The following is a 17,742-nucleotide window of genomic DNA, read 5'->3' on the forward strand; positions in this document are numbered from 1 at the left end:
TACTTGCATATCCGTCGGACTGGCTCACCCCAGTCCCCCGAGACGCCGAGAGGAGGCGAGTCCAGTGATCAGCATCAACGCCAGCTCCATCAGCACCGTCAAAATGACCGATCGCTCGGTCGTCGCTTCCCTGTGCATGCTCGGCTTCTCGGACCAGGGCACCGGTCTGTCCGGCATTCGTGCCGTCCGTCCGGCGTCCTCCCTGCTGCTCGCTGACCTTCCCGTCCGCGAGGGCAATGAGCGACCGACCAAGGCACTGGAAGCGGCAGTAGAGGCGAAGGCGCAGGCCTATGCCTTTACGGCGACCGGTGCCGGATTCCGGACGAAGACGACGCAGCACCCCCGTATGTGGGCCTTCCGTGGGCCAGAACCCTGGAGTGATCCAGCCTGATCGGCGATCAGGCCGGCGCCTTCAGGGCCGCGGAACCCCATCCGGGATCCGCGGCCCTTCTGTTTGTCCACGAACGTGGATGACGGAGCGAAGGGGCCTCGGGACAAGAAAAGAACCCGGTACCAGCCGCCACCCGGTCCACCCGACCGGAACGACCAGACGAGGAAAACGACCCGTGCAACTCGAAGCGCACGCCCCGTCCGTACCGCCTTCCGAAACGATCCCCCCGCCCGGCCTCACGGAGGACTCCGCCTTGACCCCGCTCACCGCGCTCACCGCGCTCGACGACGCCATCGAGAACCTGGGCGTACCCGTCCCGTGCCGCTCCTACGACCCGGAGGTCTTCTTCGCCGAGTCGCCGGCCGACGTGGAGTACGCCAAGTCGTTGTGCCGCACCTGCCCGCTGATGGAGGCCTGCCTGGCCGGCGCCAAGGAGCGGCGCGAGCCGTGGGGCGTCTGGGGTGGCGAGCTGTTCGTCCAGGGGGTCGTCGTCGCCCGGAAGCGGCCGCGTGGCCGCCCGCGGAAGAACCCGGTCACGGCATGAACACCGCAGGAACGATCGACCGTCCCCTCACGCACGACCCCAAGAAGCAGGCCCCGATGAAGCCGTCCATCACCGAGCCCACCGGCTCCGCAACCCGAGACTTCACCACGACCGGCACGACCGGTTCGCGTCAGAACAGGACCCGAGAGATGCAACTCATCCCAGAAGCCCTGGCTCGTGCGCATATGCACGACCGTCTGCACGAGGCACAGCGGGAGCGCCGGGCCATCAGCCTGGCGGCCGCCCGCCGGATGCAGCGCCGGGCCGAGCGCGCCTCGCTGCGCGCCCGCCGGGCGCTCGCCCTGGCCGTCATGCAGTAACCCACCACGCCTGAAGCGGCGGCCTCCCCGAGCGGGAGGCAACAGCTTTCCCGCGGGGGCCGGTCCGGCCGAACGGACCGGCCCCCGCGGTGCGTTGCAGCCGGTGATCAGCCGATGCCGGCGTTATGGTCACCGGGTGACGAGTCTTTCCGGAGGCAGTGACGACGCCGGTTCCCGCCCGGAGCGCGGGCGCCTCGTGTGCGCCCGCTGCGGCATCGGGACGGACGGCCCGCGGCCCACCTGGACCTGCTCCGTGGAGAACGGCGTCCGCCAGTACTTCTGCGACAGGTGCTCGCGCGAGAACCTCAGAGCGATCGAGGGGCGCCTCGACTCGGCCTGGTGGTGACACGCACACCGACACCCCCGGGCCTCCGCACGGTACCTCCGCCCGGGCCTCAGGCCTCCGCCGCGGGTTCCTCCTCCGGCTCCTCCTCCACGAACCCCGGCAGCCACTCCTCCAGCTCCTCACGCAGCCTGACCGTGGCGCCGAGCTGGCACAGCACCCCGATGGTGCTGAGCGTGACGCGGTGTATCAGGAGGTACGCCGGAGGCAGGTTCAGCCGCTTGCCGAGCTGGTAGGCGGGCGACCGGGGATCGGCGATCCGGGCGGCCTGGCCGCGCATCCAGCCGCGGGTGAAGGTGAAGGCGTCGACCTGCGCCGGTTCGATGATCGGCAGCAGGTAGTCGAGCACCGCGTCGGGGTCCAGGTCGATGGACTCCTTCACGAACCCTTCCTCGCACAGCAGGTCGTAGACGGCCTGGGCCTCGCCGTCGAGCGTCATGCGCAGGGACTCGCCGATCGGTGCCGGCAGACCTCCCGGGAGACGGTCGACCGTGCCGAAGTCCAGCACGCCCAGCCGCCAGTCGTCCTCGCCGTCCGGCCCGCCGGGCAGCAGCCTGAAGTTCCCCGGGTGCGGGTCGGCGTGCAGCAGACCGGTGCGGGCCGGGCCGGAGAAGAGGAAGCGGGCGAGCAGCTGGCCGGCCCGGTCGCGCTGTTCCTGCGTGCCCCCGGCGATGATCTCCGAGAGCGGGATGCCGTCGATCCACTCGGTGACCAGGACCTGCTCGCTCTGGTGGATCACGGCCGGCACCAGCACGTCCGGGTCGCCGGCGAACTCCTCGGCGTGCGCCTGCTGGGCCTGCGCCTCCAGGCCGTAGTCCAGCTCCTCAGAGACCCGGTCCTTCAGTTCCGTGATCAGCGGCTTGATGTCCATGCCGGGGACCAGCGGTCCCAGCAGCCGGGCGAAGCGGCTCAGCTGGCCGAGGTCGGAGAGCAGGGCCTCACCGGCCCCCGGGTACTGCACCTTGACCGCGACCTCACGGCCGTCGTGCCACACCGCCCGGTGCACCTGCCCGATCGAGGCCGCCGCCGACGGCTTGTCCTCGAACTCCTCGAACAGCTCCCGCCAGTCCTCGCCGAGCCGTTCCGCGAGCACCGCGTGCACGGTGCGCGTGGGCATGGGCGGGGCGGCTTCCTGGAGCTTGGTCAGGGCCGCCCGGTAGGGGCCGGCGACCTCCTCGGGCAGCGCCGACTCGAACACGGACAGGGCCTGCCCGAACTTCATCGCGCCGCCCTTGAGCTCCCCGAGCACCTTGAAGAGCTGCTCGGCCGTGCGCTGTTGCAGCTCGCGGCCGACGATCTCCGCGGACTCGCCGACGATCCGCTTGCCCAGCCCCCAGGTCGCCCGGCCGGCGAAGCCGAGCGGGAGCGCGGCGAGCTTGGCGGTCCGGGTGACCGCCTTCCGGGGAAGATCAGACATGCGCCCTCCAATTCCCAGCCGGCCGCGCCGCGGCTGCCGGACGGCCTACCCGCGTCGACGACCCTTGCTCCGCCATTGTCTCGTGTGCGGCGTCTTCCTCTGAGGCCGATCGAGCGTGAGATTTCTCCGCCGCCCCGCACGGGCACCCGGAGTGTGCCCACACCGGTCTCGCGTGCCACTGCAGTCCCGGCAGGGCGACCTCCCAACGGGCGCCCGCGCTCGACGGCGTCCGGCCGTCGAGGAAGGCGAGCGCGTGCGCGGCCGCCAGTCCGGCCACCGTGGCGGCCAGCGCGATATCGCACGGCCTGCCCTGCCGCTGCCTGCCCGACTGCCACTGGGCGACCAGCCGCGGCCAGGTCGGGTCCCGCTCGGCGCGCCCCCGGTGCAGACAGCCGGCGCAGCCGGTCTCTCCCGGCAGGACGAGCGGGCCGACCGTGCCGGTTCCCTCCACCACCCCCGCGTACAGGTGCGGGACACCGGAGTCCATGAGGGGAGCGGCGGTGTCCGGGTCGGGCGCGTGGACGGCGACATCGTCGCGCGGGGCGAGGACCACCAGGGAGAAGCCCGGGTCGGCGTCCCCGGCGGGGGAGCGGGGGGCGGGGCGGGGCGCGCGGTCCGGGGCGGCTGCGCGCACGACCCGCCGGGCGGTCTCGTCCCGGCGGGCGCCCACGGCGTCGGCGGGCAGCCCGCCCGGAGTCACGTCCCACGGTTCCACCTGCCCGCCGTCCCGCACGTCGACCACGCCGACGCCCGCTCCGGCCAGCAGGGCGGCCAGGGCCGAGCCCACCCGGCCGGCGCCGCGCACCTGCACTCGCAGCGAGCGGCGCGCGGCCAGCCGTTCGATCGCCTCGCCCGGTTCCGAGGTGGTCAGCGACAGCGCGGCCAGGTCGGGACGGAGGCGGTCGAGGACCTCCGGCCTGTTCCGCAGGGCTTCCGCGTCCGGGCCGCCGCCCTTCGCGTCGTCCAGCAGGCCGGCCCCGGCGAGCCTCCGCAGCAGCGCGTCCACATGGCCGTCGGGCAGGTCCATCCGCCGGCCCTCGGCGCGCAGCAGGTCCAGCCCGCGGGTGCCGTTGAGGAGATCGAGGAAGCTGCCGGTCGCGGTGTCCATCGGACCCAGCGTCATCGCGTGTGCCGGAGTCATCCCGAACTGCACGGTGTTGAGGTCGCGCCAGCCGCGCCGGAGCGCGGGCTTCACCATCGGATGCATGTCAGGCCCCCGTTGCCCAGAAGTCTTATGAAAAGCCCAGCTTGTCGACAACCGCGTACGCGCGCCGGTCTATTCCTGTCCGCACAGTCCATGCTGGTCCGTACGCTTACGCGCCGATCCGCCCCATTTCATTCCGGTCCGGTTCTGTCCGCTGCGGTGCGTCACGGTCCGTGGTCCGTCGACGCATGCCAGCATGCACGCTTCGCGCCGCCGGTGCCGGACGTTGTCCACAGGTGGTGGGTGATTGTCGTACAAATCAAGCACTCGGTGCCGGATCGGTATCCAACCGCCCCGGACCCGGGACTTCCCCCGGGCGCAGCGGGTAACGTCGGGGCGTGCCCGTCGACCCACTGCACCGCGCAGCGACACCTCAGCGCAGCACGACGAGCCAGCCGCCCGGCGGCTCGGGGGCGAGCGCGATCGAGGTACGCAGGAGCGCCCGCCGACGAAGGACGGTGTCCGCCTACCGCGAGGGCGATCGCACCGTCGTGCTCATCCCCGCCCGGATGTCCCAGGCGGAGGAGCAGCGCTGGGTGAACGTCATGCTCGACAAGCTGGCCGCCCAGGAGAGCAAGCGGCTCCTCGGCGACGCCGAGCTGACCGGGCGCGCCGAGCGGCTCTCGGCGCAGTACTTCGACGGCCGGGCCCGTCCCACCTCGGTCCGCTGGGTCACCAACCAGAACACGCGCTGGGGTTCGTGCACCCCCGCCGAGGGCAGCATCCGGCTCTCCCACCGGCTCCAGGGGATGCCCGAGTACGTCATCGACTACGTGCTCCTGCACGAGCTGGCCCACCTGCTGGTGCCCGGCCACGGGCCGCGGTTCTGGCGGCTGTTGGAGGCGTATCCGCGGACCGAACGGGCCCGCGGCTACCTCGAGGGGGTCGTGGCGGCCGAGCGGCTGCCGCACCTGCCCGGCGCGCGCGGGGAGTGACCCGTTCCGCGCGGGGAGTGATCGTCCCGCGCGCGGCGCGCGAGCGGCCCCGTCCGCGTGAGGACACCGGTCGGCGGTGGTTGTGTACCGGGTCTGTACCGGCCGCGTCCGTCGCCGGAATTTGCCGTTAGCCTGGCGCGACGCACTCACACTCGGGATGGGGGACGGTCGTAACGCATGGCCAGGCAATTCCAACGCGGCCACAAGGCCAGGATCAGTGATCTCACCGCGGGCACGGATCTGTACGTAGGCGTGCAGATCTCCGCCCCGGGACTGACCTTCGACATCAGCTGCTTCGGCCTCGACGCCGACGAACGGCTCTCGGACGACCGCTACTTCGTCTTCTTCAACCAGCCGAAGTCCCCCGAGGAGTCCATCCAGCTGCTGGGCGCCCAGGCGGGCGACACCGAGTCCTTCCGGGTTACGCTCGACCGCGTCCCGCCGCAGATCCACAAGCTGTCGTTCACGGCGACGATCGACGGCGCCGGACAGATGTCGCAGATCAACCCCGGGTACATCCGGATCGTCGCGGGCGGCGAGGAGGTGGCCCGGTACTCCTTCGACGGTTCGGAGTTCTCCACCGAGCGCGCCGTGATGCTGGGCGACTTCTACCTCAAGGACGTCTGGCGGTTCGCGGCCGTCGGGCAGGGCTTCGACGGTGGTCTGGAGGCGCTGCTGAGGAACTTCGGCGGCGAGGTCCTGGAGGAGGAGTCCCCCGAGCCGCAGCAGCCCCAGGCCGCGCCCGCGCCCGCGCCGGGCTTCGCCCCGCCCGCGCAGCCGGCCGCCCCGCCCGCGTTCGGCGCCCCCGCGCCGGCCCCCGCGCCCGCCCCCGCGCAAGGCTTCGCGCCCCCGCAGGGCGCCACCCCGCCCCCGGCTCCGCAGCCGCAGGTGCACGCCGCGCCCACCATTGCCGCGCCCCTCACCCCGCCCGGCGGCACCGTCCCGCCGCCCGCCCCGGCCCCGACACCGCCCTACGGCCAGCCCGCCCCCCAGCAGCCCTACGGACACTCCGCGCCCCACCAGCCCTACGGCCAGCCGGGCCAGCAGCCCCCGTACGGCCAGCCGCCCCAGCAGCCCCCGTACAGCCAGGCCGCGCTCGCGCCGACCGCTCCGCCGCCGCCCGGCTACCCCCAGCCCCAGGCGCCGCACCCGCCCCAGGCCGCACCGCCGCCCGGCTACGGCCAGCAGCCGCCCTTCGGCCAGGCCCCCGGCGGGCCCGCGCCGTACGGCGCACCGCAGGGCATGCCCCAGGGCGCCCCGCAGGCCCCCGGTGTCGCCGCCGCGCTCCAGCAGTTCAAGGAGACGCCCACCGGGCAGCGCTGGACCCAGCAGAACAAGAAGATGGTCCGCGTGGACCTGGGCGTCGGCGGCCAGCCCGTACTTGCCCGCCAGGGCAGCATGGTGCTCTACCAGGGCAAGGTCGACTTCAGCTACAAGGGCGCCGGTTTCGCAGGCCGGATCGTCGGCAACGCCACGGGCCAGGAGATGCAGCTGATGCGCTGCACCGGCCAGGGCCAGGTCTTCCTCGCCGAGAACTCCACGATGCTGCACCCGATCGAGCTGCAGGGCGACGGCATCTGCGTCTCCGCCGAGAACGTCCTCGCCTTCGACGAGAGCCTGACCTACGAGGTGCGCCGCATCGAGGGGCACGGCATCCCGGGCGGCGCGCTGTTCACGATGCAGTTCCAGGGCACCGGCACGATCGTCGTCAAGACCCACGGCACGCCCGTCGTGCTGCCGGTCACACCGACCACGTTCGCCGACTGCAACGCCGTGGTCGCCTGGTCGTCCGCCGCGCAGGTGATCGTCTCCAGCCAGGTCCGCATGCGCCGCAACGCCTACCCGGGCGACTCCGGGGAGAGCGTGAACCTCCAGTTCCGGGGCGCGCCCGGCAACTTCATCGTCGTCCAGCCGTACGAGGTCTGAGGGAGCCCGTCATGAACCAGCCGCTCGCGGGCCACGCCCCCGCACCCGTCACCGCCCGCATGGAGAACCACGGCAACCACATGCTGAAGGTCGCCATGCAGACCGGGAACGACCTCCTCGCGCGCGTGGGATCGATGGTCGCCTACGAAGGGTTCATCCAGTACGAGCCCAACCCGCCCGCCGTGCGCCAGATCGCCAAGGACTGGATGACCGGCGAGGGCGCGCCCCTGATGAAGTGCTCCGGGGACGGCCTGCTCTACCTCGCCGACTACGGCGCCAACGTCGTCGTCATCAACCTCAACGGCGACGGCATCTCCGTCAACGCCACCAACCTGCTCGCCTTCGACGCGCACCTGACCTGGGGCGTCGAGCGGGTCAAGGGGCTCGCGAAGTTCGCCGGCCAGGGCCTGTGGAACACGAGGATCTCCGGCCAGGGCTGGGTCGCCCTGACCTCCCGGGGCAAGCCGATCGTCGTCGACTGCGGCGGCGGCGAGGACGAGACCTACGTCGACCCGGACGCCCTCGTGGCCTGGTCACCGAACCTCAAGGTGAAGGGCAAGCGCAGCTTCAAGGCCCAGTCGCTGATCGGCCGGGGCAGCGGAGAGGCCTACCAGATGGCCTTCTCCGGACAGGGCATCGTCGTCGTCCAGCCCAGCGAGGACAGCACCGACCGCCTTCGGGTCCGGGGCTGAGGGGGAGCCAGAAACACCATGCAGAGTCCGCTTTTCGCCCACGCCGAGCAGCAGACCCAGGAACGCTGGAGCCTGCAGAACAAGCAGATGCTGCGCGTCGCCCTGGAGGGCCACGACGACATCCTGGCCCGCAAGGGCACCATGGTCGCCTACCAGGGGATGGTGGAGTTCGACGCCGAGTTCCAGGGCAGCGGCCAGTCGCGCGACCGGGCCCGCACGGGCGAGGGCCTGGACCTGATGCGCTGCCACGGGCAGGGCACGGTCTACCTCGCCAACCTCAAGCAGCACGTGCACCTGGTCGACGTCGACCAGGACGGGCTCACCGTGGACAGCAGCTACGTCCTCGCGATGGACTCCTCGCTGCACCACGAGGTGATCGCCGTCGACAGCCTGTACGGCATCTCCGGCTCGGGGAAGTACCAGCTCAACATCACCGGCCGCGGCAAGGTGGCCCTGATGACCTCCGGCATGCCGCTGATGATGCACGTCACGCCGGACAAGTACGTCAACTGCGACGCCGACGCGATCGTCGCCTGGTCCACCGGGCTGCGGGTGCAGATGCAGGCGCAGACGCACTCCTCCGGCGTCTGGCGGCGCCGCGGCAGCACCGGCGAGGGCTGGGAGCTGAGCTTCATGGGCACCGGCTTCGCGCTGATCCAGCCGAGCGAGCTGCTGCCGCCCCAGAACGCCCAGATCGGGTCGGGCCTCGCCGCGCAGTACGGCATGGGCCAGCAGGGCGCCCGCGGCCAGAACCAGGGCAACGTCTGGAACTGAGCCCACGAGGGCTGCGGTAAGGGGTGACCACCACGGCGGTCCCCCCTTACCTGTTCAGAGCCTGGCCCGGGCGGCCTCCAGCAGCCGTACGACCGACTCGTCGGCCACGCCCGCCACCTCGTCGTAGCCGAACCAGCGCAGGTCGAGGGACTCGTCGCTGATCTGCTGGACGGCGTCCGGCGGCGCCGAGACCGCGTACTGCACGTCCAGGTGGACGTGGCAGGGCGGGGGGATGGGATGCCGGTCCAGCCGCACCGGGCCGCCCGGCAGCAGGGTCAGCCCCGCGATGCCCGACTCCTCCGTCGCCTCGCGCAGCGCCGCCGCCGGCAGGGAGGTGTCCCCCGGCTCGCAATGGCCGCCCATCTGCAGCCACATCCGCAGCTTGCGGTGCAGGGTGAGCAGCACCCGCTCGCGCACCGGGTCGACCACCAGGGCGCTCGCCGTGAGGTGGCCCGCGTGACAGGCCTTCCACATGCCGTCCGGGTGCTCGGCGAGGTGGTCGAGGTAGGCCTGGCGCAGCTCCTCCTGGTCCTCGTACGCCTTCAGCACGAGGACCGCGTCGTCGTACAGGCTCACTCCGCGCCGTCGCCCTTGCCGTCGTCCTCGCCGTCCGTGCCTTCGCCCCGGCCCTTCTTGCGCAGGTCGGGCTTGTCCGCCGCCTCGCCGAGCATCTTGTCCCACTCGGAGAAGTCCATCTGCTCGCGGTGCACGAAACCGTCCGGGTCGTCCAGGTCCGTGGCCGTCGGCAGCATGTCCGGGTGGGCCCACAGGGCGTCCCGGCCGTCGACACCGCGCGCGTCCGTGAGCGAGGCCCACAGCCGGGAGGCGTCCCGCAGCCGGCGCGGGCGCAGCTCCAGGCCGATCAGCGTGGCGAACGTCTGCTCGGCCGGGCCACCGGAGGCGCGACGGCGTCGCAGCGTCTCGCGCAGCGCGTCGGCGGACCCCAGACGGGGCTTCGCGGCGGCGTGCACCACCGCGTCCACCCAGCCCTCGACGAGCGCCAGGGCCGTCTCCAGCCGGGCCAGGGCGGCCTTCTGCTCCGGCGTGTCCTCCGGCTGGAACATGCCCTGCTGGAGGGCGTCCTGAAGCTGCTCCGGGTTCTGCGGATCGAACTGGCCGACCACGTCCTCCAGCTTCGCGGTGTCGACCTTGATGCCGCGCGCGTAGCCGTCGACCGCGCCGAACAGGTGCGAGCGCAGCCACGGCACATGCGCGAAGAGCCGCTGGTGGGCGGCCTCGCGCAGGGCGAGGTACAGCCGCACCTCCTCCTTGGGGACGCCGAGGTCCTTGCCGAAGGCCTCGATGTTCACCGGCAGCAGCGCGGCCTTGCCGGCCGGGCCGAGCGGCAGGCCGATGTCGGTGGACCCGACGACCTCGCCCGCGAGCACGCCGACGGCCTGCCCGATCTGCGTGCCGAACATGGCGCCGCCCATGGACCGCATCATGCCGATCAGCGGGCCCGCCATGGCCTGCATCTCCTCCGGCAGGACGTCGCCCATGGCGTTGCCGACGCGCTCGGCGACCGGGTCGACCAGTTCCTTCCAGGCCGGCAGGGTGGCCTCGACCCACTCCGCGCGGCTCCAGGCCACGGCGGAGCCGGCGCCGGACGGCAGGGAGGTGGCGTCGTCCAGCCAGAGGTCGGCCAGCCGGACGGCCTCCTGGACGGCGGTGCGCTCGGCGGGGCCGACGCTCGCGTCCTTGGTGCCGTCAGACGTGCCCTGGGAGACCGTCTGGCGGGCGATCTGCTTGGCCATGTCCCAGTTCACCGGGCCGCCCTCGTAGGAGAGCATCTGGCCCAGCTGCTGGAACGCGGCGCCCAGGTCGGTGGGGTTCAGCGACCCGAACATGGCGGCGAGCGGATTGTCCGCCCCGGGGCCTCCAAAGCCTCCGGCGCCGGGCAGCGACCCGAAACCGAACGGGTTGGCCGGTCCCTGCCCACCACCGCTCTGCTGGTCCTTCTTCTTGCCCTCGTCGCCGTTCTCCGGCTCCTCCGGCGGAAGGCCGAATCCGAATGGGGTGTCACTCACGGGATTCCTCGGCTGGTAAGGCCGCCGGTTCTTCACCCGACGGCACGACTGCCCGACAACACCACCCAGCGTAGACACCCGGGGCGGTTCGGGCCTCGGTGCTTCGCCGACAGGAGGCCTGCGGCAGGATGGATGCCACCTGGTACGTACGCGTCACTCGCGCCCGTACTGAAGACAACCGCTGGAGACGCCCGGTGAGTTCCCCAGACCCGCAGGTTCGCGCAGCGCGAAACCACTCAACCACTCCCGCCGCGCGCGGGCCCGTCGTCGCGGTCACCGGTGCCGCGTCCGGGGTCGGCGCGCTGCTCACCGCGAGACTGGCCGCGTCGGAGGAGATCAAGCAGGTCGTCGCCCTCGACGAGCGACGCGGTGAGTGCGCCGACGCGCAGTGGCACATCCTCGATGTGCGTGATCCGGCCATCGCGGAGAAGCTGCGCGGTGCGGATGTCGTCGTCCACCTCGCGCTCGACCTCGACCTGGAGACCGATGCCGCCGCCCGGACGGCGTACAACGTCCGGGGGACCCAGACCGTGCTCACCGCCGCCGCGGCGGCCGGGGTGCACCGCGTGGTGCTGTGCACCTCGGCGATGGTCTACGGGGCGCTCCCGGACAACGAGCTGCCCCTGTCGGAGGACGCGGAGCTGCGCGCCACCGCGGAGGCGACCGGGGTCGGCGACCTGCTGGAGATCGAGCGGCTGGCGCGGCGGGCGCCCCGCGCGCACCCCGGGCTCAATGTCACCGTGGTCCGTCCCGCGGTGCTGGTCGGCGGCACGGACACCGCGCTGACCAGGTACTTCGAGTCCCCTCGGCTGCTGGTGGTGGCCGGCTCCCGGCCGGCCTGGCAGTTCTGCCACGTCGACGACCTGTGCAGTGCCCTGGAGTACGCCGTCCTGGAGAAGGTGGACGGCGAGCTGGCCGTCGGCTGCGACGGCTGGCTGGAGCAGGAGGAGGTCGAGGAGCTGAGCGGCATCCGGCGGATGGAGCTGCCCTCGGCGGTCGCGCTCGGCGCGGCGGCGCGGCTGCACCGGATCGGGCTCACGCCGTCCCCGGCCGGGGACCTCGCGTACACGATGTACCCCTGGGTGGTCAGCGGCAGCCGGCTGCACGACGCCGGGTGGCGGCCGCAGTGGACCAACGAGGAGGTGCTGGCGGAGCTGCTGGAGGAGGTCTCCGGGCGGCACACCGTGGCCGGGCGGCGGCTGGGCCGCAAGGACGCCACGGCGGCGGGCGCGGCCGGGGCCACGGTGGCTCTGCTGGGCGCGGCGGCCGTGGTGCGGCGGGCGCGCAGGGCCCGGCGCCGCATCTGAGCGGGCGCCGCCCGCGCCGGCAGCGAACCCGAGGCCTGCGGAGGGCTCAGCAGCGAACCCGAGGGCCGCGCAGGGCGCGGCGGCGGAGCCGGGGGCGGGCGCCGTCCGGGCCGGGGCGCGGCTGTAGGAGGCTCCAAAGGGCGGCGCCGGGTGCCGGGGGAAAGGGCTATTCCTGGCCGGCGGCCGGGTGAGGCACGATGGAGGCATGGCAGCCACGAACGATCATCCCGGTGAGCAGGGCGCCCAGGAGCCCGTCAAGCTGATCGGCATCCGCGAGACGCCGCTCTCCGTGGACGAGGTGTTCCGCGCGGTCGGGGACGACGCCGCGGGCGGCACGGCGCTGTTCGTCGGGACGGTGCGCAACCACGACGGCGGGGCCGACGTCGACCGGCTCGGATACTCGTGCCACCCGAGCGCCGAGGCCGAGCTGCGGCGCGTCGCGGAGAAGGTCGTCGCCGACTTCCCGGTGCGCGCGCTGGCCGCCGTGCACCGCGTGGGTGATCTGCGGGTCGGGGACCTGGCCGTCGTCGTCGCGGTGTCCTGCCCGCACCGCGGCGAGGCCTTCGACGCCTGCCGCAGGCTGATCGACGACCTCAAGCACGAAGTGCCGATCTGGAAGCACCAGACGTTCTCCGACGGCACCGAGGAGTGGGTCGGCGCCTGCTGAACGCCGCGCCGCAGCCCCCCGGCGCCCCACCCGGCTTGCGTAACCGCACCCCTGCCGTGAGCGTTGTCAGTGCGGATGGTTAATCTGCTGATCAGTCACTTGCGGACGCTCGTACGGGGTTGGGAGGTCGGCATGGCAGCGCTCGCCTGGTTGCTGATTCCGCTGATGGCTGCGATCGGCGCGGGCCTGTGGGGCGTATGGGCCAACCGGACCCGCAAGGCGCGCGGCGACGGCCCCGAGCTGGAGGGGTACGCCCGGTTCCGCGCGGCCATGGAGAGGTCCCACTCGGGGAGCTGACCGCTGGGCCGCCGCCCTGACGGTGTGCTGACAGAACCGTCCCGTACTGTCGAAGCATGCCACGCCGCACCGCGACGATGCTCGCCTCCACCCTGATGCTGATCGCGCTCCTGTGCGCGGGAGTCCTCATCCCCGTGCCGTACGCGGAGCTGTCCCCGGGGCCGACGGTGAACACGCTGGGCGAGCACGACGGGGAGCCGGTGCTGCAGATCGCGGGCCACAAGACCTATCCGACGACCGGACACCTCAACATGACCACGGTCCGCGTCACCAGCGCCGACTACCGGATGAACCTGGTCGAGGCGGTCTACGGCTGGCTGGCCCACGACAACAAGGTCGTGCCGCACGAGACGCTCTACCCGGACGGCAAGACCGAGGAGGAGTCCACCCAGGAGAACGCCGAGGAGTTCAGCCAGTCCCAGGAGAGCGCCAAGGTCGCCGCCCTGAAGGAGCTGGACATCCCGGTGCAGTCCTGGGTGATCGTCTCCACCGTGGTGAAGGGCTCGCCCGCGGAGGGCAGGCTGCACGCCGGGGACGTGATCAAGACCGTCGACGGCACGGCGGTGAAGGAGCCGGCGGACGTGGCCGAGCTGGTGACCCGGCACGAGCCGGGGGAGGACGTGCGCTTCACGATCGTGCCGGCCAAGGAGCAGGCCGCCGCGGAGAAGGAGAAGCGGGCACCGGCCAGGACCGAGACCGTCACCGTCACCACGGCCGCCTCCGACGACGGCGGGGAGAAGCGGGCCGTCGTCGGGATCTCGGCGGGGACGGACCACACCTTCCCGTTCACCATCGACATCAAGCTGGCCGACGTCGGCGGCCCCAGCGCCGGACTGATGTTCGCGCTCGGCATCTACGACAAGCTGACCCCCGGCAGCCTCACCGGCGGGCGTTTCGTCGCGGGCACCGGCACCATCGACGACGCGGGCGAGGTCGGCCCGATCGGCGGGGTCGAGATGAAGACGGTCGGTGCGCGCGCCAAGGGCGCCGAGTTCTTCCTGACGCCCGCCGACAACTGCGCGGCCGCCGCCAAGGACACGCCCGAGGGCCTCACCCTGGTCAAGGTGGACACCATCGAGGACGCGCTCGGCGCTCTGGAGGACATCCGCGCGGGAGACACCGCCGGCCTGCCGAAGTGCACCTCCGGGGGCTGAGCGGGCCGCCGCCGCACACGGCTGGGGGCGCCCCGCCGGGGAGCGCCCCCATCGCCGTGACCGGACCGGTCAGTCCTCGAACGTCGCCGCCAGCGCCTCGGCCAGCCCCGGCACCAGGTCGGAGCCGGTGAGCACCTCGGTCGGCGAGTCCTTCTCACGCAGCCGCAGCGCCGACTCGCGCGAGCCGTCGCGCAGCACGGCGACCGTCATCCGGACCTCCTGCCGCTCGGGGTGCTTCGCCACCCACCGGTTCAGCGCGGCCTCGTCCAGGTCCTGCGGAACCTGGGCCTCCGCGGACGGCGGCAGCATCAGCCGCTCGACGGTGAGCGCGCAGCCGGCCACCGCACCGGGCCAGGCGATGGTGCCCAGGAACTCGTCGAGCGGCTTGTCCGTCGGCACTTCGTCCTGCTCGATCGGGGTGAGACCGGCGGGGGTCTCCTGCTCGTCCCCCAGGCCGAGCTGCGCCGCGAGGGCGGGTTCCTGGGCCCGCAGCTGCGCGGTGTCTACGAGGGCGAAAAGGCGGGCGGGCTGGTCCCAGCCGAGGCCGGAGGCGTACTCGTCGATCTCGAGCACGGCCCGGGTGAGCGGGCTCGCCGCCATGGGAGTGTTGGACATGGTCACAATCCTGCCTCGTTCCCGCCCCGAATCGGGAACCGAGTAAAGCGTGAGTAAGTTGCATAGGTGAGGGCACGATCACGGGGCCCTCCCCAAGGCCCGCGAAAACGGGGGCCTGACAGACAACAGCGACTTTCGAGGTGCCACCTTGGCTTTCCAGATGCCGGACCGCGGCGGAGGCCCGACGGGGCCACGGATCAGAGTGGGCCGCCCGTCCCGGCGTGTCCGGACCCTGCTCATGACACTGGGCGTCCTTGCCGTCCTGGGCATGGCGTTCACCATGTTCGCGGGCTTCTGGACGGACTGGCTCTGGTACCGCTCGGTCAACTACTCCTCCGTCTTCACCACCACCCTGTCGACGAAGATCGGGCTCTTCTTCGTCTTCGGCCTGCTCATGGCCGTGTCGGTGGGCTTCAACATCTGGCTGGCACACCGGCTGCGGCCGCCGCTGAGCGCGATGTCGATGGAGCAGCAGAGCCTCGACCGCTACCGGATGGGCATCGCGCCGTACAAGAAGTGGCTGCTGTTCGGCATCACGGCCCTGGTGGGCCTCATCGCCGGCGCCTCCGCCTCGGGGCAGTGGCGGACCTGGCTGATGTGGGTCAACGGCGTGCCGTTCGGCGTGAAGGACCCGCAGTTCCACCTGGACGTCAAGTTCTACGCCTTCGACCTGCCCTGGTACCGGTTCCTGCTCGGCTTCGGCTTCGCCGCCGTCATCCTCTCCGTGATCGCGGCCGCGCTCACCCACTACCTGTACGGCGGGCTGCGCGTCACCAGCCCGGGCGCCCGCGCCACGGCCGCCGCCACCGGCCACCTGTCGGTGCTCCTCGGCGTCTTCGTCGCCCTGAAAGCGGTCGCCTACTGGCTCGACCGGTACGGGCTGGCGGTGAAGTCCAGCGACTTCAAGGCGACCGACAACTGGACCGGTCTGAGGTACGTCGACGCCAACGCCTACCTGCCGGCCAAAACGATCCTGTTCTGCATCGCCGTGATCTGCGCCCTGCTGTTCTTCGCCACCCTGTGGCGGCGGACCTGGCAGCTCCCGGTGATCGGCTTCGGCCTGATGGTGCTCTCCGCGATCCTGATCGGCGGCCTGTACCCGGCGATCGTGCAGAAGTTCCAGGTCCAGCCGAACGAGCAGGCCAAGGAGGCGCCGTACGTCGAGAAGAACCTCGCGGCTACCCGTGAGGCCTACGGCATCGACGGCACGAAGGTCAGCGACTACCCCGGTACGAGCAAGACCGAGGACAAGGCCGGCCTGCGTGACGACGCGGACGCCGCAGCGAGCATCCGGATCATGGACCCGAACGTCGTCTCGCCGACGTTTCAGCAGCTCCAGCAGATGCGGAACTACTACGCGTTCCCGACCAACCTGGACGTCGACCGCTACAGCGAGGACGGCAAGGACCAGGACACGGTCATCGGCCTGCGCGAGCTGAACCTGGACGGCATCCCGAAGAAGAACTGGATCAACAACCACTTCCGCTACACCCACGGCTACGGCGTGGTCGCCGCCAAGGGCACCACCGCCGACTCCGAGGGCCGCCCGGTCTTCACCGAGTCCGACCTGCCGTCCAAGGGCGACCTCGGCACGTACCAGCAGCGGGTCTACTACGGCGAGAAGACCACCACGTACTCGATCGTCGGCGGTCCCCAGAAGGAGATCGACTACTCCGACGACAGCGGCGAGAAGACCTACAGCTACCAGGCCAAGAGCGGGGTCGACCTCTCCAGCCCCGTCAACCGGGCCGCGTACGCGGTGGCGTTCAGCGAGCCGCAGATCCTCTACTCGGGAGCCATCGGCGAGGGCTCGCGGATCCTGTACAACCGCACGCCCAAGGAGCGCGTCGAGGCGGTCGCCCCGTGGCTGACCATCGACGGCGACGCCTACCCCGCGGTCGTGAACGGCAAGATCCAGTGGATCGTCGACGCGTACACCACGACGAACGGCTACCCGTACGCCTCCCGCACGACCCTCGGTGACACCACCGCCGACTCGCTGAACGCGCGCAACGACTCCCGCACGGTGGTCGCCCAGCAGAACCAGGTCAACTACATCCGCAACTCGGTGAAGGCGACCGTCGACGCGTACACCGGCGAGGTCAAGCTCTACCAGTGGGACACCAAGGACCCGGTCCTGAAGACCTGGATGAAGGCCTTCCCGGACACGGTCGAGCCCAGGAGCGCCATCTCCCCGGAGCTGATGGCCCACCTGCGCTACCCGCAGGACCTGTTCAAGGTGCAGCGCGAGCTGCTGACCCGCTACCACGTGAAGGACGCCGAGACGTTCCTCAGCGGCAGCGAGGTGTGGCAGGTGCCGGACGACCCGACCAACAAGACGGGCGACGCGGTGCCGCCGTACTACCTGAGCATGAAGATGCCCGACCAGAAGGAACAGGCCTTCTCGCTGACGACCACCTTCACGCCCAACGGCCGTGACAACCTGAGCGCGTTCATGGCGGTCGACGCGGAGGCGGGCACCAGTGGCTACGGGCAGATCAGGATCCTGAAGCTGCCGACGAGCACCACGGTCTCCGGACCCAAGCAGGTGCAGAGCCAGTTCAACTCTGAACAGGACATCGCCGAGTCCATCAGGCTGCTGCGAGGCGGCGACTCCGAGGTGGAGTACGGCAACCTGCTGACGGTGCCGCTGGACGGCGGACTGCTGTACGTCGAACCGGTCTACGTCCGCGGTGGCGGCCTGAAGTACCCGCTGCTGCGCAAGGTGCTGGTGACCTACGGCGGCAACACCGCCTTCGAGGACACCCTCGAGGAAGCCCTCAACAAGGTGTTCGGCGCGGAGGGCCCGGCCCCCGAGCCGCCCGAGGAGGACGGCGACGGTGACACGACGCCGCCGCCCCCGGCCGGTGAAGCCACCGTCGAAGCGGCGCTCGCCGACGCGCAGAAGGCCTTCGACGCCGGCCAGGAGGCCCTGCAGAAGGGCGACTGGGAGGCGTACGGCCGGGCGCAGCAGGACCTGGAGGACGCGCTGAAGCGGGCCGAGGAGGCCCAGTCGCGGGCCGACGGGGGCGGCGGCGGCGCATCCGGCGGCGGTGGCCGTGGCGGCGGCGGTGGCGCCTCCGCCAGTCCCAGCCCGAAGCCCGGCTCCGGTAGCTGATCAGGTGCTCT

Annotated in this window: 18 protein-coding genes; 13 read left to right on the plus strand and 5 right to left on the minus strand. The window is 71.7% G+C overall.

All coding sequences use genetic code 11. From position 1 onward, the window contains the following. Window positions 1-64 precede the first annotated feature (64 nt). The 4 genes from SGLAU_RS33840 to SGLAU_RS35300 all read left to right on the plus strand — a co-directional run bounded on the left by SGLAU_RS33840 (window position 65) and on the right by SGLAU_RS35300 (window position 1,601). Entirely contained in the window at window positions 65-391 is a 327-nt protein-coding gene (locus SGLAU_RS33840) for a hypothetical protein (RefSeq protein WP_078957835.1), read from the plus strand. Window positions 392-566: 175 nt separating this feature from the next. Continuing rightward, the gene (locus tag SGLAU_RS22005) at window positions 567-935 is read left to right on the plus strand and encodes a WhiB family transcriptional regulator (protein WP_030784068.1); all 369 of its coding nucleotides are present in this window, start codon (window positions 567-569) and stop codon (window positions 933-935) included. After that, complete coding sequence (locus SGLAU_RS22010; protein WP_043503952.1) at window positions 932-1,255, plus strand: hypothetical protein; 324 nt, start codon at window positions 932-934, stop codon at window positions 1,253-1,255. Before SGLAU_RS22005 ends, SGLAU_RS22010 begins: the two co-directional genes overlap by 4 nt. Window positions 1,256-1,391: 136 nt before the next feature. Further along, window positions 1,392-1,601, plus strand: a complete 210-nt coding sequence (locus SGLAU_RS35300; protein WP_159072795.1) for a hypothetical protein — start codon at window positions 1,392-1,394, stop codon at window positions 1,599-1,601. 49 nt (window positions 1,602-1,650) lie between these two features. Here the strand turns inward: SGLAU_RS35300 and SGLAU_RS22015 are convergent, their stop codons facing one another. Further along, on the minus strand, window positions 1,651-3,015 hold the full coding sequence (locus tag SGLAU_RS22015) for an ABC1 kinase family protein (protein ID WP_043503954.1): 1,365 nt from the start codon (window positions 3,013-3,015) through the stop codon (window positions 1,651-1,653). Next, window positions 3,008-4,222: a TOMM precursor leader peptide-binding protein gene (locus SGLAU_RS22020; protein ID WP_043503956.1), complete on the minus strand. Its 1,215-nt coding sequence runs from the start codon at window positions 4,220-4,222 to the stop codon at window positions 3,008-3,010. Before SGLAU_RS22020 ends, SGLAU_RS22015 begins: the two co-directional genes overlap by 8 nt. 335 nt (window positions 4,223-4,557) lie before the next feature. Between SGLAU_RS22020 and SGLAU_RS22025 the strand changes: the two genes are divergently transcribed. The 4 genes from SGLAU_RS22025 (at window position 4,558) to SGLAU_RS22040 (ending at window position 8,546) form a co-directional block, all read left to right on the plus strand. Then, on the plus strand, window positions 4,558-5,154 hold the full coding sequence (locus SGLAU_RS22025; RefSeq protein WP_043503958.1) for a M48 family metallopeptidase: 597 nt from the start codon (window positions 4,558-4,560) through the stop codon (window positions 5,152-5,154). 177 nt (window positions 5,155-5,331) lie between these two features. Further along, window positions 5,332-7,080 (plus strand): TerD family protein, encoded by a 1,749-nt coding sequence (locus SGLAU_RS22030; RefSeq protein ID WP_043503959.1) that lies wholly within the window; start codon window positions 5,332-5,334, stop codon window positions 7,078-7,080. 11 nt (window positions 7,081-7,091) lie between these two features. Further along, entirely contained in the window at window positions 7,092-7,772 is a 681-nt protein-coding gene (locus SGLAU_RS22035) for an AIM24 family protein (RefSeq protein ID WP_043503960.1), read from the plus strand. An 18-nt stretch (window positions 7,773-7,790) separates the two neighbouring features. After that, complete coding sequence (locus SGLAU_RS22040) at window positions 7,791-8,546, plus strand: AIM24 family protein (protein WP_043503961.1); 756 nt, start codon at window positions 7,791-7,793, stop codon at window positions 8,544-8,546. Between the two features lie 54 nt (window positions 8,547-8,600). Here the strand turns inward: SGLAU_RS22040 and SGLAU_RS22045 are convergent, their stop codons facing one another. After that, window positions 8,601-9,122: an NUDIX hydrolase gene (locus SGLAU_RS22045; RefSeq protein ID WP_043503963.1), complete on the minus strand. Its 522-nt coding sequence runs from the start codon at window positions 9,120-9,122 to the stop codon at window positions 8,601-8,603. Beyond that, window positions 9,119-10,573 carry a zinc-dependent metalloprotease gene (locus SGLAU_RS22050; protein ID WP_043503965.1) on the minus strand — a complete coding sequence of 485 codons (1,455 nt, stop codon included), beginning with the start codon at window positions 10,571-10,573 and terminating at the stop codon, window positions 9,119-9,121. The genes SGLAU_RS22045 and SGLAU_RS22050 overlap by 4 nt, the downstream gene beginning before the upstream one ends. Before the next feature lie 194 nt (window positions 10,574-10,767). Here SGLAU_RS22050 and SGLAU_RS22055 point away from each other — a divergent pair, with 194 nt between their 5' ends. From SGLAU_RS22055 to SGLAU_RS22070, 4 genes are all read left to right on the plus strand, one after another. Then, entirely contained in the window at window positions 10,768-11,880 is a 1,113-nt protein-coding gene (locus SGLAU_RS22055; RefSeq protein WP_043503966.1) for an SDR family oxidoreductase, read from the plus strand. 205 nt (window positions 11,881-12,085) lie between these two features. After that, on the plus strand, window positions 12,086-12,547 hold the full coding sequence (locus SGLAU_RS22060; RefSeq protein WP_043503968.1) for a molybdenum cofactor biosynthesis protein MoaE: 462 nt from the start codon (window positions 12,086-12,088) through the stop codon (window positions 12,545-12,547). 165 nt (window positions 12,548-12,712) lie between these two features. Continuing rightward, window positions 12,713-12,844, plus strand: coding sequence for a hypothetical protein (locus SGLAU_RS36730; RefSeq protein ID WP_279628030.1), 132 nt, complete (start codon window positions 12,713-12,715; stop codon window positions 12,842-12,844). Between the two features lie 56 nt (window positions 12,845-12,900). After that, the gene (locus SGLAU_RS22070) at window positions 12,901-13,998 is read left to right on the plus strand and encodes a PDZ domain-containing protein (RefSeq protein ID WP_043503973.1); all 1,098 of its coding nucleotides are present in this window, start codon (window positions 12,901-12,903) and stop codon (window positions 13,996-13,998) included. Window positions 13,999-14,067: 69 nt separating this feature from the next. Here SGLAU_RS22070 and SGLAU_RS22075 read toward each other — a convergent pair whose 3' ends face one another. Beyond that, entirely contained in the window at window positions 14,068-14,613 is a 546-nt protein-coding gene (locus SGLAU_RS22075) for a PPA1309 family protein (protein WP_043503974.1), read from the minus strand. A 160-nt stretch (window positions 14,614-14,773) separates the two neighbouring features. Here SGLAU_RS22075 and SGLAU_RS22080 point away from each other — a divergent pair, with 160 nt between their 5' ends. Further along, the gene (locus tag SGLAU_RS22080; RefSeq protein WP_043503977.1) at window positions 14,774-17,731 is read left to right on the plus strand and encodes a UPF0182 family protein; all 2,958 of its coding nucleotides are present in this window, start codon (window positions 14,774-14,776) and stop codon (window positions 17,729-17,731) included. Window positions 17,732-17,742: the final 11 nt, after the last annotated feature.

Source organism: Streptomyces glaucescens, from assembly GCF_000761215.1.
Taxonomy (GTDB): Bacteria; Actinomycetota; Actinomycetes; order Streptomycetales; family Streptomycetaceae; genus Streptomyces; species Streptomyces glaucescens_B.